This window comes from Aminobacter sp. 01T433, from assembly GCF_056398585.1.
Genome location: NZ_JBFTPR010000001.1, coordinates 195,752 through 212,642, shown reverse-complemented (window position 1 = coordinate 212,642; position 16,891 = coordinate 195,752). Strand labels below are relative to the sequence as shown.

The 16,891-nt window shown below is 62.8% G+C and carries 16 protein-coding genes and 1 tRNA gene; 6 read left to right on the top strand and 11 right to left on the bottom strand.

From position 1 onward, the window contains the following. Positions 1–37: 37 nt before the first annotated feature. A complete protein-coding gene (locus AC1DLV_RS01075; protein ID WP_476800399.1) occupies positions 38–1,252 on the top strand; it encodes an MFS transporter in 1,215 nt (404 codons plus the stop codon). A 29-nt stretch (positions 1,253–1,281) separates the two neighbouring features. Here AC1DLV_RS01075 and deoA read toward each other — a convergent pair whose 3' ends face one another. From deoA to AC1DLV_RS01045, 6 genes are all read right to left on the bottom strand, one after another. Continuing rightward, positions 1,282–2,601: a thymidine phosphorylase gene (deoA, locus tag AC1DLV_RS01070; RefSeq protein WP_476800400.1), complete on the bottom strand. Its 1,320-nt coding sequence runs from the start codon at positions 2,599–2,601 to the stop codon at positions 1,282–1,284. 229 nt (positions 2,602–2,830) lie between these two features. Then, a complete protein-coding gene (locus AC1DLV_RS01065) occupies positions 2,831–3,637 on the bottom strand; it encodes a purine-nucleoside phosphorylase (protein ID WP_476800401.1) in 807 nt (268 codons plus the stop codon). Further along, complete coding sequence (gene cdd / locus AC1DLV_RS01060) at positions 3,634–4,026, bottom strand: cytidine deaminase (RefSeq protein WP_476800402.1); 393 nt, start codon at positions 4,024–4,026, stop codon at positions 3,634–3,636. Before cdd ends, AC1DLV_RS01065 begins: the two co-directional genes overlap by 4 nt. A 161-nt stretch (positions 4,027–4,187) precedes the next feature. Continuing rightward, entirely contained in the window at positions 4,188–5,159 is a 972-nt protein-coding gene (locus AC1DLV_RS01055; protein ID WP_476800403.1) for an ABC transporter permease, read from the bottom strand. A 1-nt stretch (position 5,160) separates the two neighbouring features. Beyond that, positions 5,161–6,303 carry an ABC transporter permease gene (locus AC1DLV_RS01050; RefSeq protein WP_476800404.1) on the bottom strand — a complete coding sequence of 381 codons (1,143 nt, stop codon included), beginning with the start codon at positions 6,301–6,303 and terminating at the stop codon, positions 5,161–5,163. Beyond that, a complete protein-coding gene (locus AC1DLV_RS01045) occupies positions 6,300–7,832 on the bottom strand; it encodes an ABC transporter ATP-binding protein (RefSeq protein WP_476800405.1) in 1,533 nt (510 codons plus the stop codon). Before AC1DLV_RS01045 ends, AC1DLV_RS01050 begins: the two co-directional genes overlap by 4 nt. Positions 7,833–7,998: 166 nt before the next feature. On the opposite strand from AC1DLV_RS01045, the gene AC1DLV_RS01040 reads away from it, so the two are divergent. After that, positions 7,999–8,208: a SlyX family protein gene (locus tag AC1DLV_RS01040; RefSeq protein ID WP_476800406.1), complete on the top strand. Its 210-nt coding sequence runs from the start codon at positions 7,999–8,001 to the stop codon at positions 8,206–8,208. Positions 8,209–8,269: 61 nt separating this feature from the next. Here AC1DLV_RS01040 and AC1DLV_RS01035 read toward each other — a convergent pair whose 3' ends face one another. The 4 genes from AC1DLV_RS01035 to AC1DLV_RS01020 form a co-directional block, all read right to left on the bottom strand. Continuing rightward, complete coding sequence (locus AC1DLV_RS01035) at positions 8,270–9,259, bottom strand: BMP family lipoprotein (protein ID WP_476800407.1); 990 nt, start codon at positions 9,257–9,259, stop codon at positions 8,270–8,272. 197 nt (positions 9,260–9,456) lie between these two features. Then, a complete protein-coding gene (gene msrA / locus AC1DLV_RS01030; RefSeq protein WP_476800408.1) occupies positions 9,457–10,122 on the bottom strand; it encodes a peptide-methionine (S)-S-oxide reductase MsrA in 666 nt (221 codons plus the stop codon). 59 nt (positions 10,123–10,181) lie between these two features. Then, entirely contained in the window at positions 10,182–10,502 is a 321-nt protein-coding gene (locus AC1DLV_RS01025) for a hypothetical protein (protein ID WP_476784105.1), read from the bottom strand. A 91-nt stretch (positions 10,503–10,593) separates the two neighbouring features. Continuing rightward, positions 10,594–11,286 (bottom strand): hypothetical protein, encoded by a 693-nt coding sequence (locus AC1DLV_RS01020; protein WP_476800409.1) that lies wholly within the window; start codon positions 11,284–11,286, stop codon positions 10,594–10,596. A 373-nt stretch (positions 11,287–11,659) separates the two neighbouring features. Between AC1DLV_RS01020 and AC1DLV_RS01015 the strand changes: the two genes are divergently transcribed. Next, positions 11,660–11,749: transfer RNA gene (locus AC1DLV_RS01015), tRNA-Ser, on the top strand. 204 nt (positions 11,750–11,953) lie between these two features. Beyond that, complete coding sequence (locus AC1DLV_RS01010; protein WP_476800410.1) at positions 11,954–12,538, top strand: hypothetical protein; 585 nt, start codon at positions 11,954–11,956, stop codon at positions 12,536–12,538. 131 nt (positions 12,539–12,669) lie between these two features. Here AC1DLV_RS01010 and AC1DLV_RS01005 read toward each other — a convergent pair whose 3' ends face one another. After that, the gene (locus AC1DLV_RS01005) at positions 12,670–13,368 is read right to left on the bottom strand and encodes a TetR/AcrR family transcriptional regulator (RefSeq protein WP_476800411.1); all 699 of its coding nucleotides are present in this window, start codon (positions 13,366–13,368) and stop codon (positions 12,670–12,672) included. A gap of 304 nt (positions 13,369–13,672) precedes the next feature. Here AC1DLV_RS01005 and AC1DLV_RS01000 point away from each other — a divergent pair, with 304 nt between their 5' ends. Together AC1DLV_RS01000 and AC1DLV_RS00995 are read left to right on the top strand one after the other, a co-directional pair. Continuing rightward, entirely contained in the window at positions 13,673–15,598 is a 1,926-nt protein-coding gene (locus AC1DLV_RS01000) for an alpha/beta hydrolase family protein (RefSeq protein WP_476836095.1), read from the top strand. A gap of 24 nt (positions 15,599–15,622) precedes the next feature. Continuing rightward, on the top strand, positions 15,623–16,879 hold the full coding sequence (locus tag AC1DLV_RS00995; RefSeq protein ID WP_476800413.1) for an NAD(P)/FAD-dependent oxidoreductase: 1,257 nt from the start codon (positions 15,623–15,625) through the stop codon (positions 16,877–16,879). Positions 16,880–16,891 lie beyond the last annotated feature (12 nt).

The following is a 16,891-nucleotide window of genomic DNA, read 5'->3' as shown; positions in this document are numbered from 1 at the left end:
CTCCCACCTTGCATTGCATTCAAATCGGAGACTGACCATGATCGAACCTGCGACAGCCGTAATGGACGGCGTTCCGCTCGACCGCTCGATACCCCAGGAACGATCCGATCCAGCGTGGGGGGCTGTCGTTTCCCTTGCGCTCGGCGTGTTCGGACTGGTCACGGCGGAGTTTCTGCCGGCGAGCCTGCTGACGCCACTGGCGCAGGATCTCCGCATTAGCGAAGGCACCGCCGGGCAGGCGGTGACGGCAACGGCAATCGTTGCCGCGATCGCCGCGCCCACCATGGCGATCGCCACCAAACGCGTCGACCGCCGGCACGTCATGGTGGGCCTGACGCTCTTGCTGATCGCCTCAAGCATACTTGCCGCCGTTGCCTGGTCCTTGCCCTCGCTTTTGTTTGCGCGGGTCGTGTTGGGCATAGCGCTCGGCGGCTTCTGGTCCATGTCGGCAGCCATCGCGATGCGGCTCGTGCCGAGCGATGTCTTCCCGCGCGCCATGTCCATCATCCTGACCGGCGTATCCGTCGCCACCGTCTGCGCGGCCCCTGTCGGGGCCTATGTCGGCGATGTCTGGGGCTGGCGCACCGCTTTCATGCTTGCGGCCGCAGTCGGCGTCGTGACGCTGATCGTCCAGGTTGCGACCCTTCCGAAGTTGCCGCCTGTGGGCGTCGCCAGCTTCCGCGCCCTGCTGGATGTTTCGAAGAACCCGATGATCAAGGTCGGACTGCTGGTGATCCTTCTGACTGCATCCGGGCACTTTGCCGGCTTCACCTATTTCCGCGCCTTCCTGGAACAGGTGCCGGCATTCGGCATCGAGTCCATCTCGCTGGTGCTGCTGGCCTTTGGCATAGGCGGCTTCTTCGGCAATTTCGCCGGCGGCTTCATGGCCGAACGCAGCCTCAAAGCCGCCGTGACACTCGCTCCCTTGCTTATCGCGATCGCCGCGTTTGCCCTGTTGCTGGACGGGTCATCGCCTGCGGTCTCGACAATTGCGATTGCAGCCTGGGGCTTTGCCTTCGGTGCGGTGCCGGTCGGCGTGCAGACGTGGATGGTGCGCGCCGCGCCCGAACAAGCGGAAAGTGCTGGCGGCCTGATGGTCGCGACCTTCCAGGTGGCGATTGCAATGGGAGCCGTTTTCGGTGGGCTTTTGGTCGACAATTCCGGCGTTGCCAGCGCATTCGCCTACAGCGGCATCGCGACCCTGCTCGCAGCGCTTGCTGTCTTCTGCCTCGGCCCGAAGCGGGTGGCGTAGTCCGCTTCAGTAACCCTCATCGCGCGGCCCTAGCCGCGCGGTGAAATTCGCCTGACGATCGCCTTGGCGGCAGCGGGCTTTGCCTCGCCGATGTTGTATGCGGCGCGTATCACCGCTGCGGCCACTTCCACTTGCGAAGCGTTGCGGGCATGGATCAGCGCGAGCGGCTCGCCCGCTCGCACCTCAGCTCCCACGGGCAACAGCCTGGTGATGCCGACAGCGTGGTCGACCTTGTCTTCCGGCCGCTTCCGCCCGCCGCCAAGGGCTACAACCGCAAGACCGATATCGCGCGTGGAAATGCCTGACACAAAGCCGCCGCGCGGCGCCTTCACGGCAAGCTCGACATCCGCCCGAGGCAGATATGTCTCAGGTCTGGAGACAAAGTCCTTGGGACCGCCAAGCACGGCTACCATGCGGCCGAAGATTTCGGCGGCGCGGCCATCGTCCAGTGCTGCCCGCGCCAAACGAGATGCCTGCTGGTTGGACACAGCGATCCCTGCTGAAACCAGCATCTCGGCGGCGAGCGCCAGCGTGACCTGCTCGAGGCGCGGGTCGCGGAAACGGCCAGTGAGGAAATCAACCGCGCTAGCGACCTCGACAGCGTTGCCGGCGGAGGATGCCAGCGGCTCGTTCATGCCGGTGATCAGGGCGGTGGTCTTGAGACCGGCGCCATTGGCGACCTCGACCAGGCTGGTGGCAAGCGCTGCGGCGTCGCGCGCGCTTTCCATGAAGGCGCCGTTGCCGATCTTGACGTCGAGCACCAGCGATTGCAGCCCGGCGGCGAGCTTCTTGGACAGGATGGAGGCAGTGATCAGCGGCACGGACTCGACGGTCGCGGTGACGTCGCGCACGCCATAGAAACGTTTGTCGGCAGGTGCCAGGTCGGCGGTCTGGCCGATGATGGCGCAGCCTGTCTCGCGCACCGTGCGCCTGAACAGCGCAAGGTCCGGCTGGCTGGCATAGCCAGGGATCGAATCCATCTTATCGAGCGTGCCGCCGGTATGGCCAAGGCCGCGCCCAGAGATCATCGGCACATAGGCGCCGCAAGCAGCAACGATGGGTGCCAGCATCAGCGAGACATTGTCGCCGACGCCGCCGGTGGAGTGCTTGTCAGTGACCGGCCCGGGCAGCTCCGACCAGTCGAGCACGTCGCCTGAATCGCGCATGGCAAGGGTGAGTGCCACCGCTTCGTTGCGGTTCATGCCGTTGAAGAAGATCGCCATGCCGAAAGCCGCGATCTGGCCTTCGGAGACCGTGCCCTTGGCGATGCCCTTGACGAAGGCGGCGATCTCTTCGGAGGCAAGTGGTTTGCCGTCGCGCTTGCGGCGGATGATTTCCTGCGGGAGCATCTAGAGGGTGCTCGCAAGGAGGTGCTGGCGCTCGACGTTGCCCCCCTCTGGCCTGCCGGCCATCTCCCCCACAAGGGGGGAGATCAGCTGCGGGACCGGCGTTCGCCAACCTGCAATGCTGGAAAGAGAGGGATAAGGCCGGAGCTGCCGATCTCCCCCCTTGAGGGGGAGATGGCCGGCAGGCCAAAGGGGGGCGCGAAGGAACGCAGTGCTCACTCCAGCCCACGCCTCACTCATCATTGATGCCTTTTTCGAACATCTTGCGCAGAACAGTCGCGAGGCGCCCGCCGCCGATCGGCGCCATGTCCTTGGTCTCGCGATGCGAAAGCTCGGCCCCGGTCATGCCGGCGGCAAGATTGGTGATGACCGAGCAGGCGAGCACCTTGAGGCCGAGAAACCGCGCTATGATCACTTCGGGCACCGTCGACATGCCGACCGCATTGGCACCGAACATGCGCGCCATGCGGATCTCGGCAGGGGTCTCGAAGGAAGGGCCCGAGAACCACATGTAGACGCCCTTGTGCAGCTCGATGCCGGCGGCAGTGGCAGCAGCCTCGAAGGATTTGCGCAGGCGGGCGTCATAAGCCTCGGTCAGGCCGACGAAACGGCGGTCGGTCGGCTCGCCGAACAAGGGATTGGTCCCGGAGAAATTGATGTGGTCCTCGATCAGCATGACCGAACCGGGCAGCATTTCGGGATCAACGGAGCCGGCGGCATTGGTCAGCACCAGCTGGGTGACGCCGATACCGGCGAGCGTCTCGAGTGCCGGGCGCATCGCCGAAGCGTCGCCTTGTTCGTAGTAGTGTGCGCGGCCGGCCATCATGATCACTGGCTGGCCACCGAAGATACCGGCAACAAGCTCACCGGCATGGCCGGTGACACCGCTTCTCGGGAAGCCCGGCAGGGCGGCATAAGGAATGCGGACAGCGTTTTCGACCTCGTCGACGAGGCCACCGAGACCGGAGCCCAGCACCATGGCGGTGGCGGGTGCCAACCCGTCGAGCTGCTCAACGAGACGGTCGACGGCTTCCTTCATTTGAGCATCTCGCCTTCAAAGCCATAAGGCAGCATCTGGCCCATGGTCACCGTTTCAACGATACCCGCGTCGTCGCAAAGATAAAGCTTGGTGTCGGCACTGGTGAATTCGGCCAGCCTCTGGCGGCAGCCGCCGCAGGGCGTGATGCGGGCCATGCGTTCGGCGACGACGGCGATCTCGGTGATCTTACCGCCGCCTGCCATGATGTAGTGCCCAAGTGCCGTGGTCTCGGCGCACCAGCCTTCCGGATAAGACGCGACCTCGATATTGGCGCCGGCAAAGACCCGGCCGTCATCGGTGCGCAGTGCCGCGCCGACCGGGAATTTCGAATAGGGCGCATAAGCCTTGGCCATGGCGGTGCGGGCGGCAAGGAACAGATCATGAGACATGTTTGCACCCTGAAGTCTGCCCCTCACCCTTACCCTCTCCCCGTGAAGAACGGGGAGAGGGAGGCGTCAGCGTCGCAACTGCCCCCTTCTCCCCGTCATTCACGGGGAGAAGGTGCCGGCAGGCGGATGAGGGGCGATTTGGAAGTTCGATCATCCGACGCTCAACGCTCCTTCACGTAGGGCACGCCACCGGCACGCGGCGGGATGGCCTTGCCGATGAAGCCGGCGAGCAGGATGACGGTGAGGATGTAGGGCAGCGCCTGCATCAGCTGCACCGGCACCTTGCCGATGAGCGGTAGCGGCGTGCCCTGCAGGCGGATCGACAGCGCGTCGAGGAAGCCAAAAAGCAAGCAGGCAAACATCGCTGGCACAGGCTTCCACTTGGCGAAGATCAGGGCTGCCAGCGCGATGTAGCCACGACCGGCGGTCATGTCCTTGACGAAGCCGGCATTCTGGGCGAGCGCCATGTAGGAACCGGCAAGGCCAGTCAGGATACCGGTGCAGATGACGGCACGATAGCGTAGCCAGGCGACCGAGATGCCGGCGGTGTCGACCGCGGCAGGGTTTTCGCCGACAGCACGCAGGCGCAGCCCGAAGCGGGTGCGAAACAGCACCCACCATGTGAAGGGCACGGCGAGGAAGGCGACGTAGGTCAGAAGCGAATGGCCAGACAGCAGGCCGGAATAGAGCTGGCCGATGATCGGCACGTCGCGGAGCGCGTCGGCACCGGGCAAATTGATGGCGCCGAAGCGGGCTTCAGGCGGCAGCGACGGCGTGCGGCCACCCTGCTGGAACCAGGCCTGTCCGAGGATGATGGTCGAGCCGGCGGCGATGAAATTGATCGCCACGCCCGAGACGATCTGGTTGCCACGATGGGTGATCGAGGCAAAGCCATGGACCAGCGCCATGCCGATCGAGACAAGAACCGCAACGAGCAGGCCGATCCAGGCCGAGGCAAAGACGGCCGCCGCCGCAGCCCCGGCAAAGGCACCGGCCAGCATCTTGCCTTCCAGGCCGATGTCGAAGACGCCGGCGCGTTCGGAATAGAGGCCGGCAAGGCAAGCGAGCAGCAGCGGCACCGAAACGCGGATGGTCGAGTTCAAGATGTTGATGAGCGCGTCAACGAATTCCATCTCAGGCACGCTCCCCTTTGGTCGCCGAAATTCCGACCGATCGCGGACTGAAGCTCGCGAAAATGCCCTGGATCGTCGGGCGGAACATGTTTTCCAGCGCACCGGCGAACAGAATTACCAGGCCCTGGATGATGACGATCATGTCGCGGGAGATGTTGGGCATCTCGAAGGCGAGCTCAGCGCCGCCCTGATAGAGCATGCCAAACAGGATCGCCGCCGGCACGATACCGGCGGGATGCGAACGGCCCATCAGCGCCACAGCGATGCCGACGAAACCGGCGCCGGAGACGAAATCCAGCGGCACGTTGTGCTGATCGCCCATGATCGGGTTGAGCGCCATCATGCCGGCCAGTGCTCCTGAGATGACCATGGTGACGATGATGATGCGGGTTTCAGAGATGCCCGCGTAACGCGCTGCCTTTGAGCTGAAGCCGTAGGTGCGGATCTCGTAGCCAAGCTTGGTGCGCCAGATCAGTACCCAGACAAGGAAGGCCATCACAAGCGCGAGCAGGAACGAGATGTTGAGCGGCGCCGATGGCCTGACCTTGAGGCCGAATTCGGCCAAAAGCCAGCCAAGCTTGGGCAATTGTCCGCCTTCGAGGAACTGGCGCGTCTGCGGTGCCATCGAGCCCAGCGGCTTCAGCACGTTGACCAGCATATAGACCATCACGCTGGCGGCGATGAAGTTGAACATGATGGTGGTGATAACGATGTGCGAGCCGCGCTTGGCCTGGAGATAGGCCGGGATCAGCGCCCACAGGCCGCCAAAGAGCGCCGAGGCCACGATCGCCAGCGGAAAGAGCAGCCACCAAGGCAGCGTGCTGTCGAAAGACAGGGCGACGATGGCGATGCCGAGGCCGGCGATATAGGCCTGGCCCTCGCCACCAATGTTGAACAAGCCGCAATGGAAGGCGACAGCCACGGCAAGGCCGGTAAAGATGAAGTTGGTGGCGTAGTACAGCGTGTAGGCAATGCCCTGCCCGCTGCCGAAAGCGCCTTCGACGAGTATGACGGCGGCACGCAGCGGGTTTTCGCCGACGAGCAGCACCACAAGACCAGCTACGGCAAAGGCAACAAGCAGGTTGATGAGTGGGATGAGCCCGTAGTCGGCCCAGGCCGGCAATTTTGCGTAAGGCGTGCTCATTCGGCGGCTTCCTTGTGCTCGACGCCGGCCATCAGCAGACCAAGCTCGCCTTCGCTGGTTTCGGGTCCGCGCTCGCCGACGATGCGGCCGGCGAACATCACCAGGATGCGGTCGGACAGCGAGCGGATTTCGTCGAGCTCGACAGAAATGAGCAGCACCGCCTTGCCCTGGTCGCGCATGTCGATGAGCCGCCTGTGGATGAATTCGATGGCGCCGACATCGACGCCGCGGGTTGGCTGGCCGACGATCAGCACGCCGGGGTCTTGTTCGATTTCGCGTGCGAGCACAATCTTCTGCTGGTTGCCGCCGGAGAAATTGGCGGTCTTGAGCCGGGGATTGGCCGGGCGGATGTCGTATTTCTCGATCTTTTGCTGCGCATCCTTCTGGATCGCATCGAGATTGAGGAACGGGCCTTTGAGATATTGCGGCTTGTCATGATAGCCGAGGATCGAGTTTTCGCTTTCGTCGAAGGCGAGCACCAGCCCGACATGGTGGCGGTCCTCCGGCACATGGGCCAAACCACGATCGCGCAGCTCGCCGGGGTCGGCCTGGCCTGTCAGGTCGATCGGCTGACCGTCGAGCAATACCGTACCGGAGACCGCCTTGCGGATGCCGGAGACGGCTTCCATCAATTCGGACTGGCCGTTGCCGGCAACACCTGCGATGCCGACGATCTCGCCGGCGCGCACATCGAGCGACACATTGTCGACCATGGTGACGCCGCGCGAATCCTTGACCGTCAGGTTTTTCACCAAAAGCTTGACGTCGCCGGGCGAAGCCTCGCCTTTTTCGACCCGCAGCAGCACGCGACGGCCAACCATCAGCTCGGCCAGTTCCTCGACTGTGGTCTCGCTGGTCTTGCGCGTCGCCACCATCGTACCCTGGCGCATGACCGAGACATTGTCGGTGATCGCCATGATCTCGCGCAGCTTGTGCGTGATCAGCACCACCGTCTTGCCCTGCTCCTTGAGCTGCTGGAGGATGCGGAACAAATGGTCGGCCTCGGCGGGCGTCAAAACGCCCGTCGGCTCGTCGAGGATCAAGATCTCAGCACCGCGATAGAGCGCCTTGAGGATCTCGACTCGCTGCTGCAGGCCGACGGGCAGCTCTTCGATGATCGCATCGGGATCGACCTCGAGGCCGTATTCCTGTTCCAGCCGGCGCAGCTCCGAGCGCGCCTTGGCGATGGACTTGTTGAGCAGCGCCTCGCCTTCGGCGCCGAGGATGACGTTTTCCAAAACCGAGAAATTCTCAACCAGCATGAAGTGCTGGTGCACCATGCCGATGCCGGCGGCAATCGCATCGTTGGGCGTCTTGATCGCTGTCGGCTTGCCGTTGACGCGGATTTCGCCGCTGTCGGCCTGGTAGAAGCCGTAGAGGATCGACATCAGCGTTGACTTGCCCGCGCCGTTTTCGCCGATGATGCCGTGAATGGTGCCGCGCGGGATTTCGAGCGCGATGTCGCGGTTGGCGCGGACAGCACCAAAGCTCTTGTTGATGCCGATCAGCTCGATAGCCATTTCCGCCATACGACCGTCCACCTCAGGTTTCTTATGTTCTTGTTATGGCTTGCCGAAAGAGCTAGCACGCCCATACTGACCTGCCAATCGGCTCGGCCAAAGGCCCCCGACAATTGGCAGATACATCGCCCATTTCGACATAACGACCGAAAGTCCGGACCCAAGAGGATAGCCCATGACAACGCCCCAGGACCGGCTGACGACGCTTGAAATCCGCGCCGCCGAACAGGAACATACTATCGAGGAGCTTTCCGGCCAGATCGCCGAACAGTGGAAGGTGATCGACCGCATGCAAAAGAAGCTCGACGCGCTGACCGAGCGTTTTCTCGCGCTCGAAGAGCAGTCGGCGTCCGACACGCCGGTGACCAAGCCGCCCCACTGGTAGCCCTAGCTAACGAAAGCGCCGCCGGACCTTCGCCCGGCGGCGCATTTCATTCAGGCAAGGATCAATAGGGGCACTTGTCGTCCGAGGTGTAGTCATGCACCTGGACAGTGCCGGCGATGATGTCGGCCTTTGCCTTTTCGACTGCAGCCTTCATCTCGTCGGTGACGAGCGCCTTGTTGTTGTCGTCCATGGCATAGTCGACGCCACCTTCCTTGAGACCGAGATTGTTGATGCCGCCTTCGAACTTGTCGTTCTTGGCATCCATGAAGGCGTTGTAGACGGCGACATCGACGCGCTTGAGCATCGAGGTCAGCACCTTGCCCGGCTGCAGGCCGTTCTGGTTGGAATCGACGCCGATGCCGAGCTTGCCGCCATCGGCAGCAGCCTGGAGCACGCCGACGCCGGTGCCGCCGGCCGCGGCGTAGATGACGTCCGCACCCTGCGAGATCTGGGTCTTGGTGATTTCGCCGCCCTTGGTCGGGTCGTTCCAGGCGGCAGGGGTGTCGCCGGTCATGTTCTGGATGACTTCGGTCGCACCGGCTGCCTTGGCGCCGCCGACATAACCGCAGCCGAACTTACGGATCAGCGGAACGTCCATGCCGCCGACAAAGCCGACCTTCTTGGACTTGGAAGCGAGAGCGGCCATGACGCCGACGAGGTAGGAGCCCTCATGTTCCTTGAACACGATCGACTTCACATTGGGCTTTTCGACGACCATGTCGATGATGGCGAACTTGAGGTCCGGATAGTCGACGGCGACCTTGTCGAGTGCTTCGGACCAGGCGAAGCCGGCCATGACGATCGGGTTGCGGCCATCCTCGGCGAAGCGGCGTAGCGCCTGGTCGCGCTGCGAGGCGTTGGAGACTTCGAACTCGACATAAGGAATGCCGGTCTCGGCCTTGAACTTTTCGGCGCCGTTGAAGGACGCTTCGTTGAACGACTTGTCGAACTTGCCGCCGAGATCGTAGAGCAGCGCCGGCTTAACATCAGCGGCAAGCGCCGGAAGGCACATGGCGGTGGCCGCCAGAAGGCCGAGAACGATACGTTTCATGTGATCCACACCCTGTCGGTTGTCTTTTCTTGCGATTGCCGCGCGAGCCGTTCCTCGGGCTCGCGCACAGCACATGGCAGGGTCTTAACTCCCCCCGCGCATCGGCATATCTTGCACGGGCCAAGACAAAATTCACGCGGAATCTTGACCTTTTGGAAAAATGCACAGGCGTTGCAAATGGATCGTGAAACGAATGCCTAAACGGTGGCCTGCTGGGGGATTGCGCAAGCAACGCCGGTGCCCTTGAGGCCACAATAGCCATAGGGATTCTTGGCCAGATATTGCTGGTGGTCTTCTTCGGCGAAATAGAACTCAGGCGCCGGCTCGATCTCGGTGGTGATCCTTTCGCGGCCGGCACCCTTGAGCGCCGCCTGATAGGCATCGCGCGAGGCGACCGCCTCCGCCTGCTGGTCTTGCGAGAACGTGTAGATCACTGAGCGATAGGTCGTGCCGACGTCGTTGCCCTGGCGCATGCCTTGCGTCGGATCATGCGCCTCCCAGAAGATCTTCAGCAATTGGGCATAGGAAACTTCCTTGGGGTCGAACACCACCAGCACCACCTCGGCATGGCCGGTCAGCCCGGTGCAGGTCTCTTGATAGGTCGGGTTGGGTGTGAGGCCGCCGGCATAACCGACCGCTGTCACCCACACGCCCGGCGTCTGCCAGAACAGGCGCTCGGCACCCCAGAAGCAGCCGAGCCCAAACATCGCCGTCTCGAACCCTTCGGGATATGGCCCCTTGAGCGGGCGCTTGGAGACATAATGCTTGGAAGCTGTCGGGATCGGCCGCTCACGGCCGGGCAGCGCTTCGCCAGGGGCTGGCATCTTGAGCTTCTTGTTCAGCATGTCGCTCAGGAAAAACATGGCATGCTCCCTTTTTGTTTTGCCGAATCCGTATCGCGCCGCAGCGTCGCGGCTATCGCTCAGACTTCGGCAGTGAAGCGGCCCGGACGCCGCCTGTGGCCAATCGCATAGAGCAGGAATGCAAGGGCCGCGAAGATCGCGAAGCCCGGTAGGTTGAGCACCGGCATGATGACACTGTCCCAAAGTGCTGGGCTCGCTTTGTCGCTGACAAATGTCTCGGTTGCGGCAAGCGTGGTCGGCGAGGCCGTCGACCAGCTGGTGTCGAGCGGCGTCATCACCAGCCGCGATACGGCGACAGTGCGCGTGGCATCGAGCACCGCCATGATGACGGCCACCGAAAGTGCGATCGCGGCGGCGAGACGGAACACGAAGCGGATCATCAGCGGTCCTGGATATCGGTTTCAAAGCGAGAAATAGGATGGGTGGCGGGCCAGCGCAATCATGGACACGCCGAATTGACAGGCAAATGGCTCAAACGGCAGGCTTCGGCTTGCGGCGATGTATGCGCCAGACAGCGAAGATGCCGCCGCCGATCGCCCCTGCAAGCATGCCGGCAAGGCCGATCAGCACCACGAAGTAGCCGCAGGCGCCTTCAAAGCAGCTCATGTCGGTGGCCTCGGAGATGCCGCTGCCGGCCGCAAGCCCGACACCCGCGCCGACCGCCCCGCCGACGATGACGCCGACAAGCGCTGCGAAGAGCGAGGCCAGCAGGCCAGGACGAGCGCGTTCGTCATTGCTCAACAGGGCCCGCGCCCGATGCGTTCGGCCGACCAGAAAGATGAGGAAGAGGCCAATCGCGATCTCGCCGCCATCCCAGGCAAGTCCCTCGATGGAGAAGGCGAAATCCGGGGCGACCAGAACATAGACCTGCTTGGCAAGCAGGAAGGCGATGATGGCCCACTGCCAGAGGATGAAACTGCGCGGAAACCGAGCCGAGCGATTGAAAGCGAGGCCGAGCAGATAAAGCCCCCAGAGGATCGTCACCACAGCCACGATCATCGAGGCGTAAACTAAATAGAGAGCAGCGTCCGGCAGGGAAAACCCCTGCATGACGACAAGGCTCTGGTCGAAACCGCGCGCGCTGAGCGCCATGACAAGGCAAAGCCACACCACCGGCATCCAGCCCATGACAGCCCTGGCGTTCGATTGCATTTCCGCTGGCATCAAATCCCTCCAGACAGCGCGCCTCGCACGCAAATCCAGTCTGCGGCAAAGCAACGTCACCTGACAAGGAAGCCATGGAAAGAGCGGCTCTATTTCCACGATTGGCGACGGCGAGTAGCGCGCCTGCCGTTTTTTGCCGGCAAGGCAGCGCTTACTGCAAGATTTGCCATGTCAGCGCTTGGCAAGTGCTGCAGGATCGACTAGATGAGCCCGGCAGCCAGACGCACGACATCGTGTTCGGCGGCAGGCGGATGGGTGGCGGCAGGTTGACCGCACCCGATTGCCGGCTCCTTCGGAGCCGCAAACCAACGCCCAGGAGATGCGCGCACTCCCAACCAGCCCGGCGAAACCGGCCGGCGCAAGGCGCGTATGCGGAGAGGTGGCCGAGTGGTTGAAGGCGCACGCCTGGAAAGTGTGTATACGGGGAACCGTATCGCGGGTTCGAATCCCGCTCTCTCCGCCAGCTTTTATGATCAGCTAAACTTCAAATTCTATTGAGCTTTTTCCCCAGGCCTGGCGATCCCCATATGCGTGGCCGGCCTGCCCGTGTTCGCACCGATCCGCCTCGCATCGAACTATTTGCAAAGGAGAGCGAACGGAGCGACATTCAAGGCGTCGTCCAGATTGTCTGTATTGCATATGCGAAACACACATTGGAGGAACTGCCATGAGGACTGCAAGTCTCGTTCAGTGCGCTGTCATTGCTCTGGCTGGTTTTTGGGGTGCCGCTCCGGCCCTGGCGGAAGAACCAAAAAAGGCTGAAATCGACGCTGCACGCAAGGCGCTGGAGAAGTACCAGGATCCCTATGTAGCCGTGCGCGACCTTTATCTCTCGACGGTGGGCTGCGTTCACTACAGTGGCGAGAAGATCCCGGGGGCCATGGAATATCCAAAGGGCGCCATGGGGATTCACTTCGTCAACGTCACGCTGCAGGGCCCGCCCGATCCAAACAAGCCAAACGTGCTGATCTATGAGCCCGACGGCAAGAAACTGCGCCTGGTTGCAGCCGAGTGGCTGGTGCCGCTTGCCGCCGCCAAGGAGCGGCCAAGCCTATTTGGCCAACCCTTCCAGGGGCCCATGGAAGGGCACGAACCGCTTATCCCGAAAGAGTTCGTCCACTATGACCTTCATGCCTGGCTGTTCAAGGACAACCCGTTGGGGATGTTCAGCCCGACCAACCCTGATGTGAAATGCGACGGGTCGGACTTCAGCCTCCTGGAGAAGCCGACCAAAATGGTGCATGCGCAGTAGGTCGACTGCGCATTCCACGCGCGGTCTTCCGACCAGGCCGGCCACCCCTATCGACAGAACGGCTTGGCCGGCCGCTGGTTTGCTAGATCAAGCCGGCGTCGACGCCGTGTCGACGAGCTTGAGGTCGTGCGTCACCTCCTAGCTACGGTGTCCCTGCGCTTGAGGCTACCGATGAACTCGTCGAACGCTGCGATATCGCTGGGCTCGGCTTCCTGGCCGCTAAATGCCAGGAGATAGGCAGGAACGTGTGAGACCCTGACGTCGAGCGCTTCATCGACGTCGAGCGCGTAGTGGCCAATCTGCATGAAATAGAGCACACGGGCGCGTATGAAGGCGTTCTCCTGGTCGTAGCCATAGCGCCGGTACATGGCCGTGATCGCTTCGATGCGACGGCTGTCGGCTTCGTCGATGACCGTGCGGATAGACGTATCGCGGCGGGCCCAGATCCGAACGGCAGTGTCCAGTTGCGGGTCGAAAATGCTATCGTCGATCCAGCACTGGAAAACGTTGAGGATGGCTCGGTTGATGCTGGGCGCCGGCCGAAGCGCGTGGTCGACCACCGGGTCGGTATTCCGGCGCAACCAGTTCTGAAGCAGCTGGTCGTGCAGGTCCTGAAGGCTTTCGAAGAACCAGTAGAAGCTCGACCGGGAAACGTCGAGTTTCTTGGCCATGGCCTGGATCTTGACCTGGTCGATGCCATCTTCGACCAGGGTCCTGATCGCAAGTTCGAGCCAGTCCTGCTTGCTCGTGCGTGACGAGTCCTCAGGTACCGCATCTGCCGGCTTCATGCCCGTTGTAGAAAGGGCTGGCTTTGGTCCTCTTTCTGGCACAGTCGGTCTCCCCCTTTTGACTTCATTCTACACAGCGGACCTGGGCTTGTGGCGCACAATTTTCACCTGCTCGAAGCCACCGCAACTTTATGGCACGGAAATGTACATAGGTGTATAGACAGGCGCCAACTTACCTGTAATGTTACCATCTAACGCAGAGGCAACCTCGCCAGCTCGTTAGAGTTTCTGCCTGCCGCATCTTGTGCGGCAGGGTGGCTAGGTGCGTTCAGCGGGTGCTGATTTGGTCAGTGGGGGGAGCCCGATGGAGCGAGATTTCCGTTCGTCGCCGGAGTTTACGGCGACCTTGAAATTGTACGAAGCCCTGCTTGCACCGGGCGGGCACATATTCAACGGCCGCGCGCTGTGCGGGAACGAGAACGTTCCTTATTTCCACTTCATTGGCCAGAGTTTCGATCGCGGTCTCGAAGATGGCGTGAGCAATAGGCTTTGCCGTGTTGCACGGTACGGCGGCGCGGTCGAGCGCCTGAACGAACGGGAAACCCGCCAGATCAGACTGTCGCCCGAAGGCAACGAGCTGGCGGTGGCTTGCGCCGGCGACGATGCTGGCGCCGACCGGATCGAGATCTGGTCGGATGGCCAATGCCTGAAGGCGCGGACCGTTGCCGGACGGATCGAGCAGATCGCATGGTCGGCGGACGGATCGAAGCTGCTGATGGTGGTGGCGGGCACGGGCGCTGATCTCGCCGGCATTCATGGTGGTTTCGCCCAGAAGCAGAAGTTGAATGCGCCAGCATGGATTCCGGAAGTTCGTTCCGATGAAGGCGGCGAACTGTGGCGCACGATCTGGACCTGGGATGGCGAGGGCGATCCGCGCCAGCTGACGGCGGCACCCCTGAACGTGTGGGAAGCCAGCTGGTGCGGCAACGGTTCGATCGCGGCGATCACCAGCGACCATCACAGCGAGGGCAGCTGGTATCGGGCGGTCCTTTCCTTCGTCGATGCCGCCTCGGGTGTCGCAACGACGAAGTACATCCCCGCCGACCAGATCGGCTGCGTCAGGGCTGCGCCCGATGGCGGCAAGGTCGCATTTATCCGGGCATTCTGCAGCGACCGCGGCGTCGTCTATGGCCAGCTCTGCCTGCTCGACCCACGCGACGGCGCGATCGAGGTGCTGGACAGCGAGGGCGCCGACGTGACCTCGATCGAGTGGCGGTCGCCCTTGGTCATTCACTTTGCCGGTCTCCGCGGCCACGAAACGATTGCTGGTGACTACGACCTCCGTCGCTCGGCTGCGACCGAGAGCTGGGCCTCCAGGGATTTCTCCCATGTCGAATGGGTCCCGACCGCATATCCGATCGGTGAAACCGGTTCCCTGTTTCTAGGGGAAGCCTTTGCGCGGGCGCCGTTCCTGGCAGAATCGTCCGCCGGCGGTTTACGCGAGGTGGCAACGCTGGCCGCGCCCGGCGCAGGGCAGGCAATGTCGTCTTGCGGCATCATCGAGCCATTCAGCTGGACAGCGCCCAATGGGCTGGAGATGCAGGGCTGGGTGATACGCCCCCGCGATATCAACGGGGCGACACCGCTTCTGGTGGATGTTCACGGTGGACCGATTTCCGCTCATGGCAACCACTGGATGGCGCGGACGCGTGCGGCGCCGATGCTGGCTAGCCAGGGTTGGACGATCTTCTTGCCCAATCCGCGTGGCAGCACCGGCAGGGGCGACGCCTTTGCGCGTGCGGTCAAGGGCGACATGGGTGGTGCTGACGTGCTCGACATCGTCAGCGGCGTGGATGCGCTGGTTGCCAAGGGCTGGGCGGATGACGCGAAGGTCGCCGTGACAGGATCGAGCTATGGCGGCTTCATGTCGGCCTGGCTGCCTTCGCAGAGCGAACGTTTCGCCGCGGCGATCCCGCTTTCGCCCGTTGGCAACTGGTACAGCCAGCATCGCACCACGCAGATTCCCGAGTTCGACGAGATCATGCTCGACGCTTCGCCCTGGGCGGAAGCGGGCGCCTATTTCGAGCGCAGTCCGGCCTTCTTCAAGCACAAAAAGAAGGTGCCGACGCTGGTGATGGCAGGCGGTATCGATCGCAGCACGCCGGCAGGCCAGGCGGAGGAATGCTATTTCGCAGCCTTCAGGTCCGGCTCGCCCGCCGAGCTCGTCATCTATCCCAACGCCGGGCACAGCATGCGCAGCTACCCGGAATATCTCGACAGCGCTGCCCGCATCCTGTGGTGGCTCGACAAATACGTGCATCCGGCCGTCTGAGCGCGGCAAGAGGGGGAGAACATCATGACCACGAATGCAAAACGCGAACGGATCGTCGTCGTCGGTGGCGGCATCATCGGCTGCTGCACCGCCTATCATTTGCTGAAGGCAGGCGCTGACGTCACCGTCGTCGAGGCCGGCGAGCTTGCCAAGGCGACCAGCGGCGCGGGCGCAGGCTTCGTGTCGCACTGGTCCGCCGGCATGATCCCGCTTGGCGAAGAGGGGTTCAAGCTCCAGCAATACGGGCTCGACTTCTACAAGGCGCTGAGCGAACTCGGCCAGGAAATCGGCTACCGCCCCAACGGCACGCTCATCATGGCGCTGACGGAAGAAGGCCGCGAAGACTTCGTGCGTCCTGTGCTGGACTCGCCTTACGCGCCGGCCGAGATGCAGGATCTCAACGCCGCCGAGATTGGCAAGAAGATGCAGGGCCTGATCGACTCGTCCAAGGTCCACTCGGGCGCCTACAACCCGCATGGCATCCAGTTCGACACGACGCTGGGCCTGCATGCGCTGGCCGGCGAAATTGCCAGGCTGGGCGGTACGTTCCGGGACCATACGAAGGTCATAGCCATTGAAGACACCGGTAACGGCGTGACGATCGAGACCGACAAGGGCACGTTGCAGGCCGATGGCGTGGTGATCGCAGCGGGCGCATGGAACAACGAGCTGCTTGAGACGCTTGGCTGGAAGCTGCCACTGCTTCGGGTCCTTGCAACCCGCATCGTGACAGATAGCCGTGGTTTGCCGTCGACCATCCCGACTGTCCAATGCCGCGAACTGGGCCTTTGGCTGCGCGAAACCTTTGGCGCCATCATGTGGGGAACGGGCGGGCACTACCACCCCTATCACAAGCTCAGCGACGCATGGATTGCACCCGGCCAGCCGCACAAGGCTGACCTGATGCAGGCAATGGCCGATGGAGATCTCGCGCGTCTGCAAGAAGTGTTCCCGCCGCTGCGCGGATCGAAGATCGCGAGCTGGGCGCAGGGCGTGCCCTGCTACACGCCCGACCGTGGCCTGCTGGTCGGTCGCGTGCCTGGCACGACCAATGTCGTGGCGGTAGGAGGCGACAATGAAAGCGGTGTGAGTCATGGTCCTGGCCTTGGCCGCCTGTCGGCAGAGCTGATCCTCGGCCAGTCGCCTTTCGTCGACCCGACCCGTTTTCGTCTCGAGCGGTTCGAGAAGGACACCTTCGCGACCGAAGCGGAGGTCGAAGCAGCCATGCCGAAATGGGCGCGCAAGCGTGATGGGCATTTTGCGGATGCGCAGCGTGCGTGAAGCGCAAAGCCG